We start from the raw sequence: 13,539 nt of genomic DNA, 5'->3' as shown, positions 1-13,539 counted from the left end.
ATTATTTGTGATTTGATACTTCTTCTCTAATTAGTTTCCCTTCTTTGTATTCTTTAACAGTTACTTTTACAGTCTCAGAAGTAGATTCTAAATGCTCAATTTTAATTTTTTGAACACGTCCGTCAGTCAATGTTACTGTTAATTCATTTTCATTTTTAGCTTCAACAGATTTTACTAAAGATTTATTTTCATAAGGTTCTACTACAGATAAATACCTACCTTTTTTTCCTTTAGTTCTAACAGCCATAGATTTCAATCTAGAAGTCTCATCTCCTAATGGAAAATCTCCTCCTATTTTTGCTTCAAATCTATCAACATCTAACCCACTTAAATCAATGGTAATTTTTCCAACTTTATTTTTACTTACAGGCATACCAGGTGTTGAATTACTCATTGGTTCTCCTCCTATTTTAATAGGTCCTCCATAATAATCTTTTCCTTTATTTTCTGGTACTAAAACATTCTCATACTTAACAGGAAGTGATGAAAGATATACTTGAGAACCATCTTTAAGAATCAATTTTGCATCACCCCAAAAAATAGTATTGTTACGTGCTTTATCTGCTATTTTGGTAGTTAATTCTAATTTCTTTTTACCAGATACATCAACAGATATTTTTTTACTTCCTAAAATCCATGCTCCTGTACTGTCTTTGTGTACTATTGTGTCATCTACCAATACAGCATACCAAAGTTTTTTATTTACATAAAAACCTTCTGTAGAAGTACCTATCATTACTTCAGCTTTTTTTGGCCATGCATTAAAAACATCAATTTTAAGAGCCCCATCTAAACTGTGTGGTAATCTTAATCCCTTATTATCACAACCTTCTCCCCAACACATTTCAAATTGTGTACGAGAAGTTCCTTCTACATCGTACCAATTACAATCCGTAACAAATTGTGCACTTCCTACTGGATTTGTATCCATTTGGTTTGTGTGCTTTTTAAATGAAGTTTTATCAGATGTTATCCTTTTAAAACCTTTGGCTTGGAACATCCAATCAAATTCGTGTTCTTTTTCTCCTTTCAAATAGTCAGACATCACAATATAATCATCCAAAACAACCATTAACCTACGTTGTAAAACAGGTTCTGTAAACTCGGTAACTTCTCCAAATTCTGGTTGATTTTCTGGTAAAGGAATTGTTCTACCTTCACTCCACATTTTTTCTGCAAACGTCTGTTTAGAGTTTGGAATACCACCATATGGAGGATGACTCCATTTTGAATTGGTTTCTATTGCAGTAGCTTGCATCATATTTCCTGAATGAAACAAGAGTCTTGAATTCTGCACAGGTTGTTGCATTTTTTGATCAACCACCACCATATTTTTATTGATAGAACTTTGTTTCCAGAACTTATATAAATAACTTCCATAACCATACCAAAACATTAAAGTTCCATAAAAACTGCGTCCATAACGACTCATATGTACCAAGTTGGTTCTATCAAAATGCCCATGATAACCTCCATGAGATCCATAATGCATTGCTGCTTGAATTTGTTCTGACTGCTTTCTTCCTTTTGTTTGAGAACGCATCTGTACAATCCCCATATTATCTGCATACACAGATTTTGTCATTTTTTCTGAATCTACCTTTGGTAAATCTGGAACTCCATACAATAAATCTCTTTTAGCACCTCTATTAATAATTGCAGCATACTCTGGATCTTTATATAAATAATACGCCAATTCGTATGCCTTACCCGACATTTTATCTTCAACAGCATCATTTACCGCTAATAAAACACCTCTAAAATCCATAAATGGAATAGAAGCATCCCACATGTCTTTTATCTGCACACTATTTTTTTCAATCTTTCCCCATTTCTCAAACTCCATTCCCATAATTCCTCCTTCTCTTCTACTAGCCAATAAAGAAAAGTGTTTGGTAGTTCCAATAGGAAAAGTTCTGTCTTTCAAATTGATTCCCCAAGGCTGTAAAGCAATGGCAGTTTCTGAAAGTTCTGTAGCCACCCAAGTATTATAACCTACTGCACATTCGTACCACCAACCATCATTCATAATACCATGTTCAATATGTTTATACAATCCAGTAGGTGCGTTTAACAATTGATCTATTAAATACCAATCTTGTAAATTTAAAGCACAGTATAAAGCTGCAGTCAATTCAGCTGCATTCCAATTACTAATAGCTCCTTTTCTATTTCCTTTGATGGTCTGATTGACAAACAGTCTGAAAGTATCTTGAATTGCCTGATGATCTTCTTCTGTTAACAATTTACTCTCACGAATCAAATCATAAACACGCCCCATTCCTTGCCAAAACTTGCCTTCTCCTACAAACGAGTTACTTCCACCAACCAAAGTTGCTCTATAACCTACTTTAGGATCACTAATTCTTCTTAGTACCTTTAAACATTTAGCTGCATAGGCTTCATTACCTGTTAATTTGTAGGCAATCGCACAGTCATATTCAGCATGACCAATAGAACTAATTGTTTTTTTTCCAAGTAAAGAACCTTTAATCTTTGAAAAATCTACTCCATTAGAGGGATTGAACTTCTTAGCTTTTCTCTCGTACTCAGCTAATCCTTCCTTAGCCCAATCGTACTTGTTGATTTTATCTTTTACCTCATCCCATTTATCTTCTGTAAAAATAATGTTTGGAGTTGGAACTCTTACTGCTGTTGTAAACTCTATAGAGGTAACAGAAGCTCCTTGACCATTTGCAATGGCTTTTACAACTTGTTTTTCTCTAATTCCAGTTGGTAAATGAGCAGCAATAGCAACATTTAAATTTACTCGTTTTGTTTCGTTTGGAGCTAACTGTAATGTTGTTGTTCCTAGACTCGCTTTCATAGACTCCCAACCCATAGTTTCTACTCGTAACTGAACAGATTGGATTATATTGGTCGTATTTCCTACTTCTAAATGATATACAACTTCTTCACCTGCATTTGCAGTTTTTCCACGAATTTCAGCATTTACGTAATGAGTCAATCCTTTAGTAAGAAATATATTTTTAATTTTATATGACTTATTTTCATTAGAAACAGCAGATATCGATACATTTTTAACAGCATATAATGTCCCCATAATTTGTCCTTTATCCACATCAAACATTTCCCAAGGGATAAATACTTTTTGCCAACCTTTTCCTGTCAACTTAACAGTTGCAGTACTCACAGGATTCAAATCTTTTACATCTTTATGATCTACTTTTAAAACGGCTTTTACCTCAACTGTAGTCTGTTTTTTTACAAACAAGTCAAAAACCAAACCTTTGTAAGGTGTAAAATCTGCAGCATCTCCATTGTAAGGTCTTTTTATTCCTGGAAAATACACCCTATTTTGATTGGAATAAGTGTAGTTAATTTCACTTCCATTTGTTATAACCGCTTCTCCTTTTTTTACCTTGGTAACTCCTGACCAATCAGAAAAATTAGAAGCACCTATTTGTTGTTTGGATTGAGCATTTCCCAAACCAAAAACTATCATCAATAATACTGTTAACAGTTTAATTTTAAGCTTCATTAATATGTTTTTATAAATATTTTATTATTAATTTAAATCAAATAAATAAAAGGCTTTTTCTAAACAAAAAGCAGTATCAAACATATATTTGACACTGCTAATTTCTTTAAAATATTATAATTTAACTTTTAAATTCTCTCCTTTAAATACTACTTTTTGTGTTTTACTTCCAATTAGCTCTATAACAAATTCCATTGGTTGCTTACTAAAACTTCCAAACATATTATCTACACTTATTTTTGTTTGTTCCATTTTATAAATCTCATTTTTTTGATAGTTAAAAAAACATGAAGTATGAATTAAACTTTTTCAATCTTAACATAATAAGCTCCTATTTCAATTTCATCCTCTAAAGTAAACCAGGTTTCTAAATGAGTTTCTCCTTTTTCTAACTCAATAGTATACTCAACATATTCTTTAGTTAAATCTACCTTTTTAGAAATTTCAAGACCCTGAATTTTTATTCTAGAGTTTTTAATTACCAGAGCTTTCCCTTTTTTACTTTTTGTAACACTTGTTCCTTCAAGAGATGGTCTAACTGGCGCTTTTGCCCCTAAAGCCAATTGTGATTCTTCTGGCCAACGACGCAGCTTTAATTTATATGTACCAGCTTCTGCAACTTTTACTCGCCAAAATCCATTATTTATTTGACCAGTTCTAATATGATCTTGTTTCCAAGGTGTAAATGTTTCACTATGCCAATCATGGCAGAATAAAGTAGTTGGATTTTCTGCTTCATTCCCTATAATGAAATAAGGTTTTTCTTCAAAAGTTGGAGATATTTCTGCCCACCATTTATCATAAGAAGCTTTGTATTTTTCTACTTTTTCTGGATATTGACTCGCTACATTTGTTCTTTGTTCTGGATCTGTATCTAAATTATACAATTCAGTTCCTTCAACTAACCTCCAGTTTTTATGCATTAAAGCGGTTCTTTTCCATGGAACAGGGTCTGTAGAAAACTGAGTATTTACGTAAACTACTCTATCTTCAAATTTGGTATTATCTCCTTTCATCAAGGGCACCAAACTTGAACCATCAAATTTTAAATCCTTTTTTACATTTAATTTACACAAATCAATCAATGTTGGAAACACATCATAATGAGCAGTTAATTCATTAATGTCTTTTCCTACATTAATTCCACCATCTTTCCAGTGAATAAAGAAAGGCACACGATGTCCACCTTCGTACATACTGGCTTTTACACCACGCATTCCTGCATTATTCCCTTTCTCAATAAAACCATCTAATCGATTCTGTCCTTTACCCATTTTATTTCCTGCAGCAGAACCATTATCAGAAGTTACAATAAGAATTGTATTATCCATTAAATCTATCGATTTCAAATATTCGACTAGATTCCCAATGTTTTCATCAACATTTGTGATCATACCATAAAAAGCTGCATTAGGAATATTCTTATTATCTTTATATGGAGCCGAATATTTATCTGCTACCCAATAAGGTGAATGTGCAGCATTGGTTGATAAATAGCAAAAGAATGGCTTCTTCTCTTGTTTGCTGATATATTTTTTGGCGTTTTGAAACCAAACATCAGTACAATATCCTTCGAATTTTTCTAATTTTCCATTATGAACATACGTATCATCAAAATAATCATTATTCCAATAATCCATGGTTTGTCCAACTCCTCCACCATTATTCATTAAAACTTCATCAAAACCTTTGTCTTGTGGTCTAAAAGGATAATTGTCTCCTAAATGCCACTTTCCAAACATAGCTGTATTATATCCATTTTCTTTGAATACTTCTGCCATAGTTTTTTCTCTTTCAAGGATAAGTGAACGTCCTTTAATTGTAAAAAACACTCCTGTTCTATAATTATGGTGCCCTGTCATTATTGCTGCTCTTGTTGGAGCACAAGTAGGACTTACATGATAATTTGTTAAACGAGTACTCTCATTATACAACTTATCCATATTTGGTGTTTTAATCCATTCATTTCCGTGTGCAGCAATATCACCATAACCTTGGTCATCTACCATAATTAGAATAACATTTGGCTTTTCAACTGGATTTTCTTTTGAACTGCAAGATTCAATCTGTAGGGCAAAAATGAATACTGCTATGAAGTATACTGTTTTTTTTATTCGATTAAAATAAGACATATTTTGAAAAAAGTAAATTTTGAATTCCTTTGTTTATTACTTGTCAAAAGTAAAAAAAGAGCACGTAGATCTGTGTAATTTATGGTTCAATTCATATAAATGATTAATCTTCTTAAGAAAAATACTTTCTATACGTTCTTGAAACAACCCAAACTAGTTTCTTTTCAATTTTAATTCACTTACATTATTATTAGAACCAGAATCTGATACTTTACCAACAGATTTTACTGTTACACCTGAACTTTTATCAGACAATTCTATAGGGAAATTTGTATAGTTAACAAGTTCAAAATCCCATCCTTTAAAGTTATTTTGTCTTGGAAAATTACCATTTAAAAGACGTATATTTTTTTTATCTCCACCTACTTTTATTGCTAAACCTTTCTTTACTGGCTCCTCTCCACCCTTTAAAACAATCTTATGCCCACTTCCACCAATATATGCAACAGATCCAGAACCATTATAATATGGATTACTTGCTGGAATAATTGTAATCTCTGCATTATATTTAACATCTCTTTTGTAAGTCGAAGAATAAACTGGACCATAACTACAATCAGCACTACAATTAACGACTTCTCCTGAACCTAATGAAAATGCATTTTCACATCCAATTGCTTTACAACCTTCAACGTATTTCTTTCCTGTGGCATGAGCTATCGTTACTCCTGTTCTCATATATTTCACAGTACAGTTCAATACAGTAGGATTCGAAGTCCCTCTTTTATAAAATTTCCCATCAATTACAGTATTACCTCCATCATAAGCACGAATACCAGCTTCACCTGTACTTAACATATATCCCTTTGGAAGTTTGTAGCCCCACACTGTTTTAAAACCTACATCAAAAGCAGGTCCTGATGTTTCTGCTAACATAGCATCTGTTTTTCTTACTTCTCCTTCTACAACACAACCTTCAATTAATGCATTATTGGCTGCTTGCATAAAAATACAATGTCCATAACTTCTATGAATAAAAGATGAATTCTTTAAATGATTGGATTCTCCTCGAATTAAACAAGCACTATGTTTTTGATGTTTAATTACTGACCTTCCTCCTTTACCAAACGCATCACCAAATCCATAAGGAAATGATCCTTTTGTAGTTACTTTAAATCCTTCTATTTTATTGTAAGAACCGTCCATTACAATGTTACACGCTCTTCGAGTAGGAGCATCATGAACAGAACCATCATCTAACATGGTTAAGTTTTTAAGTACATTATGATTACCTACTATTTGAAGTTCATAAACTTGAAAATTCCCAAAAGCCTGTAATACCTTTGTATCTATTTTTATTGTTACACCAGAAAAATCATAAGTGCTATTGTTTCCTTTAAAAAGTAATAACACTTTACTTGTATTTTTTATTGTTGTTTCTTGTTTATATAATCCTTTCTCCACATCTTCAGCAGTAATAGTATAAACCCCTGGCACCATCTTTACATCAACATTATCATCATCTAAATAAGATACCAGTTCAGATAAATTATTTACTGTAATTTGCGAATATGATTTAAATCCTGATAAAATAAAAAAAACAGTAATTAGTATGTAAAAATTAAATTTCATTGTATTCAAATTTGTATTCATTTTGTGTGTTTAATTTTCTATTTTATTTATAATTAAAACCATTCTTTTCACTATTTAATTCTAAAAAATAGTTTTTAGAATAACTTAACACAAACTTATATTTTCTCTCTTTTTTGAAAAATCAACCATGATTCAAAAAGTATAATTTTAAGACCATAAGTTCAAGAAAATATTACAATCTGAAAAGTTTGAACAACAAACTTCTCTTACACCTAAAAATCATTTTTTTTTGATAAGTAGGATAATTTCAACTATGTCTTCCTTGTTTTGTGATAGAATTACCAAAAGAAATGTTTTTTTTATTTAAGAAGAATATCCTGATATAATTCTTCAGTTCGATTTCTTAATTTTTTCAAGACATTAATATATTCAATATCATTTACTAAGTTTTTTTGTTCATAAGGATCATTCTCTAAATCATATAATTCTTCTATTTTCGGATTGTGCTCGTAATACACAAAATACTTATAACGATCTGTACGAACACCATGAGAACGATAAGATTTATTTTTAGCAATTAGTTCTTTATTAGCTTCTAAAACTACTTCTTCAGGTTTTCCTCTTTGTTTAAATATATCTACTAAAAACAAATCTTCCATAAAAACAGCATCTCTCCAATTGTCCATATTTTGAGTTTGGTTCAGTACTTTAGAAATATCTTTTCCTTGCATACTTTTAGGAACTTTAATACCTGCAAATGATAAAATAGTTGGGGCCATATCTACAGAAGATATTAATGCATTTTCTCTACGAGCATTTTCTTTTGAAGCTACTCGTCCATCGTAAACAATTAAAGGCGCTTTCACAGACTCTTCATACAACAAACACTTATCAAACAACCCATGAGAACCTTGAAAACGTCCATTATCACTTGTGTAAATAATAATAGTATTCTTTAATAAGTCTTTTTCTTTTAATTTTTCAACTAAAAAACCAACTTGTTCATCTACAGTATACCCTTGAGTTGCAAAACGACGCACCAATTTTTGATGTTTTGCTGACGTAGAAGATCTTTGTTTGTGTAAATAGTATCCTCTTGCATTTTCCTTTACTACTTTTGGCAACTCTTCATTGGCTCCTTCTACCCAGTTTTCTGGAACGGAAAACGTATTATTTTTAAACAAATCATGATGAGGCATATACATATGACTGTTATTATCGTGCTTTACCGCATAAAAACTAATCGACAAACAAAAAGGCTGGTCTTTTGGTTGCGTATCTACAAAACGTAACATTGCCTCTCCAGTTCTTAAAGTTCTAGTTGAATTTTGTCTACCAGGTTTAAAAATTCTTTGCAATTCTGGATCACTTTCTGGCCAAGTAACCAACCCTTTTGTATCAGTGGTTTCACTTCCTGCAAAAAAATCGAATGTATTGAATAAGTTTTCTTTATAAAAATGCTCCTTAGGCGTACTTGGTCTCTGTGCCTTTTTTGAAACAGTAAAACCAACTTTACCAATAAAACCAGTTCTATATCCTTCATTTTTTAATATCGATGGATAACTCCTTGAAAAATCATCTTGAGAAAGCGTAAAATTATCAGGTGCAACAAACCCTACTCTATGATTTGAATTGTAACGTCCTGTCATCATAGTAACACGACTAGGCATACAAATAGCTACTGCTTGAAAAGCTTTATCAAAAACGACACTCTCAGATGCCAGTTTATCAATATTTGGAGTATTGAATTCTGGTTTTCCATAACAACCCATATTGTCCCAACGCTGATCGTCTGTCATTAAAAAGATAATATTTGGTTTTATGTTTTTTGATGCGACCTTTTCTTTACTCTTACTACAAGATGCAAAAAACAATATAGAAAAAACCGTAAAAAACATTAAATAGGCTCTCATAAAAAAATTTTGATATTTAATAATTTTATTTACTTATTTCATCATCAGTACTATTGTTTGTCCTGACTTAGTGTTTATATCATACACATAAAAATCCTTTATATTAATCCCATTTAATGCGGCTTTTTTGGATAGCAATGGTTTCTTAATATTTGGCATTTGATAAAATGGATTTTCATTAGTTTCATTGGCTACTTTAAATCCCTTGTCTTTTGACGTTAATTCGGAATAGGAACGAATTCTACAATTTCCTCCAAGTTTAGATTTGATAACAACTTTTACCACTTTTCCATCTACCCATTCAAGATTTTCAATTTCGAATCCACCTCTTGCTCGTAATCTAGTAACATTTCCATCTTTCCAAACATCTGGTAAGGCAGGTAGTAAATGAATTGCTCCATCATGACTTTGTACTAACATTTCTGCTAAACCTGAAGTAAATCCGAAATTTCCATCGATTTGAAATGGAGGATGAGCATCTAACATATTTGCATAAGTTCCACCTCCTTTTGGAGAATCTGGTCTACCCACCAATTTTATTTGCTCTTGCATTAATTTGTAGGCATGATTACCATCTAATAAACGCGCCCATAAATTAATTTTCCAGTTCATAGACCATCCTGTTGATGGATCTCCTCTTTGGATTAATGTATTTTTAGCTCCTTCAAATAATTCAGAATTATGATAAGGTGAAATTAAGTTTGAAGGATATAATCCGTATAAATGTGATACATGACGATGCTTATCTTCTGGATCATCTAAATCATCCATCCATTCTTGGATTTGATTGTATTGACCAATTTGCATTGGTGGCAATTTAGATAATGTCTCATCTATCTTGTTTATTAATTCTGAATCTACATTTAATAATTTAGCTGCATTTTTGGTTTTCGTTAAAATATCAAAAACCAACTGATTATCCATAGTTGTACCAGATTCTATATTTACACTTTTTGGACGTCCTTTTGGTCCGTGTTCAGGAGAAATTGTAGGAGTTATTACCAACCAACCTTTATTTGGATCTTTAGTTAAAAAACTTAAACAAAATTCTGATGCTCCTTTCATTGCTGGATAAACGGATTTCAAATAATCTAAATCGCCATTAAACATAAATTTTTCCCATAAATGCTGACTTAACCAAGTTCCTCCTGTTGGCCACATTCCCCATGTAGCACCATCTACAGGACCTGTAATACGCCAAATATCAGTATTATGATGTGTTACCCATCCATCAGCTCCATACATTACTTTTGCTGTTTCTTTTCCTGTAACTGAAAGGTCTTTTACTAATTGAATTAAAGGTTCATGCATTTCTGATAAATTGGTTACTTCAGCTGGCCAATAATTCATTTGTGTATTTATATTTACGGTATATGCGCTTTTCCAAGGTGGTGTTAAGTCATTACACCACAAACCTTGTAAATTAGCAGCTTGTCCTCCTGGTTGAGAAGAAGAAATTAATAGATATCTACCATATTGAAAATATAACGCTGCTAAAGATGGATCATTTACTTTACTGAATTCTTTAATTCTAACATCTGTTGGTCTTTTTTCTAACTCAGATACTCCTAGATTTAATGAGACTCTCTTAAAATAATTTTGATAAATAGTAGTATGATTCTTTAATAATTCATCAAATTCTTTCTTTTCTGCATTCGCAATAAAATCTGTTGCTTTTTTATGTGGATCAGCACTTACATCTTTATAATTCACAAAATTAGTACCAATAGAAATGTAAAGTAAAACACTATTTGCCTTAGAAACTGTTAAACTATTTCCAGAAGAAATTATTTTACCTCCTTCTGGAACAATTTTTACACGAGCATCAAACTCAACTTTACCTTCAATAGCAGGGGTTTCTTTTGGTAATCGTTTATTTTTATTATCACTACCAAAACCTGTCATTACTAAAACATTGTTATTTTCAGTAAACACAGAAACTTTTGCTGGCTTTGGACGATCCATATTTGCAGAAAAACTAATTGCCCCTTTTTTATCTGCAGATAATTTCATCACAATAACATCGTCTGAAAAAGAAGTAAATATTTCACGTTTATACGTAACATCATCTACAGAATATTTGGTCGTATTTATAGCATTTTCAATATCTAGTTCTCTGTAATAATTGGTAACCTTATTTTCATTTAAAAAATTTAATCTTAAATTCCCAACAGTTTCATAAGGCATTCCGTGAGAAATTTTTGATAAAAATTTTTCATTAGCCAAATGATGTGCTTCATTATACTTTTCTTGAAACAGTAATTCTCTAACCTCAGAAAGAGTGTTCTTAGCATTTGGATTATCATTTCGATGTGGTCCTCCAGCCCAAAGTGTGTTTTCATTTAACTGAATATTTTCTTGCAATGGATTACCAAAAACCATAGCTCCTAAACGTCCATTTCCTAATGGAAGTGCTTCATTCCAATCAGTTGCAGGAGCATCGTACCAAAGTTTTAAATCTTTACTATCAGAAGAACAACTAACAAAAAAGCTTACAGTTATTAAACTTAAAAAAATAACTAAATATTTATTAAATATTTTTTTACAATTCATCTGAATTATTTTTTTGTTTTAACTTGTTATAATTTTATTTTATCTCATTTAAATGAGATAGAATAAAATTGGTTGCATATTCATTTAACTCCTCCATACTGGGTGATATGTTTGCCCCATTAAAACTATGTCCTGCATTTTTAATAATTAACAGTTCAACATCAGCATTTTTTTGTTTTGCAACCTCTATCATATATGTAGAATTTATTATAGGAAGTACCTTGTCATCCTCACCATGTAACAATAGTATTGGTGGACTATTTTTATTTAAAAGTTCGGTTGGACTCAATAATCTAGCTAATTTTGGTTTATTTCTCAAACTATCACCTAAAATTCTAGTATAAGATTGTTGTTTTTCAAAAAGAGATCCAGGTACTAAATCTGGGTTTATGAGAGATGTAGCAGGAAAATAAGATGCTATACATTTAAATTTAAGAGAAATATTAGACAATTCTTTGTCTCCAAGAAAATCTAAATCTTTTCCTAAAGCAGTAACCAAACTTAAGTGTCCGCCAGCAGAACCTCCCCAAATACCATATTTCACTTTATCTAACTTAAATTTTTCTGCGTTTTTTAACAAGAACCTTGCAGCATCTTTTGCATCTATAACAGCCTCATAAGCAGTTGAACCTCCTCTAGTACGCCTGTATTCTATAGTAGCGCATACAACGCCTTTATTAACGAGTGATTTTAAGGTTCCAAAAAACGACTTTCTAAACACCTTATATTTATCTCCTCCAGCCCAACCACCTCCGTGAACATGTAACATCCATGGGTTTTCACTCTTAATAATAGAATCATCTGGGTAAAAAATAATCATATCTAATTCTACACCATTTATTGTTTTATAAACTACACGCTCTTTATTTTTAAATGAATCAAGAATAGCTTGATTTTTTTTACTTTGTCCTAATACATTTGATTGACAACATAGTAATGTCATAAACAATATAAATAAGGTATATTTTTTATTTAATTTTTTTTTATCCATTTTGTATCTATTTTATTGTTAATTCTCTAAACTAAAAAATTCTATAGGTAGTTTACTAACAGACCTAATTTCAATATCCTTGTAATACACTTCTGCTCCTTCACTTTGAAGTTGAATTTTTCCTTTAGTTAAAGAAGTAGCAACATCATCTTTATCATAAACAACAGATCTTTCCAACACCATTGCCACATTTCCATTTACTATATGATAAGACTTATCTCCTATACAAACAAGATCAAGCTGATTCCATACTCCTGGGTTTTCATAATTAGTGTTTTTTCTACATCTGCCATCTTCACCTGATTTGAATCTTTTGTACTCACCTTTAGGATCGTAAATATAAATATTAAACTTAGCTCCAGGTTTCACTACTTTCCTAGAACGAATATCCATTCCTGTACCAGCAATAGTGTAATAATCACCACTATCTCCATTTTGAACTTGAAATTCTTGAGATTGCATCCAGCAGTTCCAAAAGGCTCCTTGTGGTTCTTGACAATGATATAAAATACCACTATCACTAGGAGCATCCGCTCGAGGTTCATATTTACCAGATCCCCATTTATACATCATCCGTAAGTGGTAATTTTCATATTCTTTTTTGGTACTGACTGCTCCATAAATCTGACCAGAAATTTTTAACACTGTTTCTCCATCCATCTCTACTGTTGAAAAAACGTTTAACGGATCATTATTTAAACCAAGTGGGGTTCCATTCGTACCATCACCTTTTTCATAACCATCTAGTTTAACGGAATAATGAGGTACACCTACGAATTTGTCCCATTTACTCAAATTCATATCTAATAGAGATTCCCATTTTTTACTCTTTGATGTTTTCGATCCGCAGGAAGTTAATATCGAAATGATTGCAATCAATACAACTAGAGTTAAGGTGTGTGCTTTTAGTTTCAT

General features: G+C 31.6%; 8 protein-coding genes. All 8 read right to left on the bottom strand.

All coding sequences use genetic code 11. From position 1 onward, the window contains the following. Position 1: 1 nt before the first annotated feature. Positions 2 to 3,502, bottom strand: a complete 3,501-nt coding sequence (locus PHEL85_RS10410; protein WP_036824771.1) for a hypothetical protein — start codon at positions 3,500 to 3,502, stop codon at positions 2 to 4. Between the two features lie 114 nt (positions 3,503 to 3,616). Continuing rightward, positions 3,617 to 3,754: a hypothetical protein gene (locus PHEL85_RS17765; RefSeq protein WP_156109185.1), complete on the bottom strand. Its 138-nt coding sequence runs from the start codon at positions 3,752 to 3,754 to the stop codon at positions 3,617 to 3,619. 47 nt (positions 3,755 to 3,801) lie between these two features. Further along, complete coding sequence (locus PHEL85_RS10405; RefSeq protein ID WP_036824768.1) at positions 3,802 to 5,634, bottom strand: arylsulfatase; 1,833 nt, start codon at positions 5,632 to 5,634, stop codon at positions 3,802 to 3,804. 153 nt (positions 5,635 to 5,787) lie between these two features. Next, a complete protein-coding gene (locus PHEL85_RS10400; protein WP_156109183.1) occupies positions 5,788 to 7,206 on the bottom strand; it encodes a hypothetical protein in 1,419 nt (472 codons plus the stop codon). A gap of 320 nt (positions 7,207 to 7,526) precedes the next feature. Further along, on the bottom strand, positions 7,527 to 9,065 hold the full coding sequence (locus tag PHEL85_RS10395; protein ID WP_081965126.1) for a sulfatase-like hydrolase/transferase: 1,539 nt from the start codon (positions 9,063 to 9,065) through the stop codon (positions 7,527 to 7,529). 48 nt (positions 9,066 to 9,113) lie between these two features. Beyond that, positions 9,114 to 11,633, bottom strand: a complete 2,520-nt coding sequence (locus tag PHEL85_RS10390; RefSeq protein WP_036824764.1) for a glycosyl hydrolase family 95 catalytic domain-containing protein — start codon at positions 11,631 to 11,633, stop codon at positions 9,114 to 9,116. Between the two features lie 34 nt (positions 11,634 to 11,667). Continuing rightward, positions 11,668 to 12,624 carry a prolyl oligopeptidase family serine peptidase gene (locus PHEL85_RS10385; RefSeq protein WP_052108540.1) on the bottom strand — a complete coding sequence of 319 codons (957 nt, stop codon included), beginning with the start codon at positions 12,622 to 12,624 and terminating at the stop codon, positions 11,668 to 11,670. Between the two features lie 18 nt (positions 12,625 to 12,642). Beyond that, a complete protein-coding gene (locus tag PHEL85_RS10380) occupies positions 12,643 to 13,539 on the bottom strand; it encodes a DUF1080 domain-containing protein (protein ID WP_036824762.1) in 897 nt (298 codons plus the stop codon).

This window comes from Polaribacter sp. Hel1_85, assembly GCF_000766795.1.
Lineage (GTDB): Bacteria > Bacteroidota > Bacteroidia > Flavobacteriales > Flavobacteriaceae > Polaribacter.
Note: the sequence above shows the minus strand (reverse complement) of the source record. Positions and strands in the feature narration are given on the sequence as shown.

What these genes read in the sequence shown, in the direction of transcription:
- PHEL85_RS10410 (WP_036824771.1), bottom strand. Translation starts at nt 3,502, where the DNA reads ATGAAGCTTAAAATTAAACTGTTAACAGTATTATTGATGATAGTTTTT.
- PHEL85_RS17765 (WP_156109185.1), bottom strand. Translation starts at nt 3,754, where the DNA reads ATGGAACAAACAAAAATAAGTGTAGATAATATGTTTGGAAGTTTTAGT.
- PHEL85_RS10405 (WP_036824768.1), bottom strand. Translation starts at nt 5,634, where the DNA reads ATGTCTTATTTTAATCGAATAAAAAAAACAGTATACTTCATAGCAGTA.
- PHEL85_RS10400 (WP_156109183.1), bottom strand. Translation starts at nt 7,206, where the DNA reads ATGAAATTTAATTTTTACATACTAATTACTGTTTTTTTTATTTTATCA.
- PHEL85_RS10395 (WP_081965126.1), bottom strand. Translation starts at nt 9,065, where the DNA reads ATGTTTTTTACGGTTTTTTCTATATTGTTTTTTGCATCTTGTAGTAAG.
- PHEL85_RS10390 (WP_036824764.1), bottom strand. Translation starts at nt 11,633, where the DNA reads ATGAATTGTAAAAAAATATTTAATAAATATTTAGTTATTTTTTTAAGT.
- PHEL85_RS10385 (WP_052108540.1), bottom strand. Translation starts at nt 12,624, where the DNA reads ATGGATAAAAAAAAATTAAATAAAAAATATACCTTATTTATATTGTTT.
- PHEL85_RS10380 (WP_036824762.1), bottom strand. Translation starts at nt 13,539, where the DNA reads ATGAAACTAAAAGCACACACCTTAACTCTAGTTGTATTGATTGCAATC.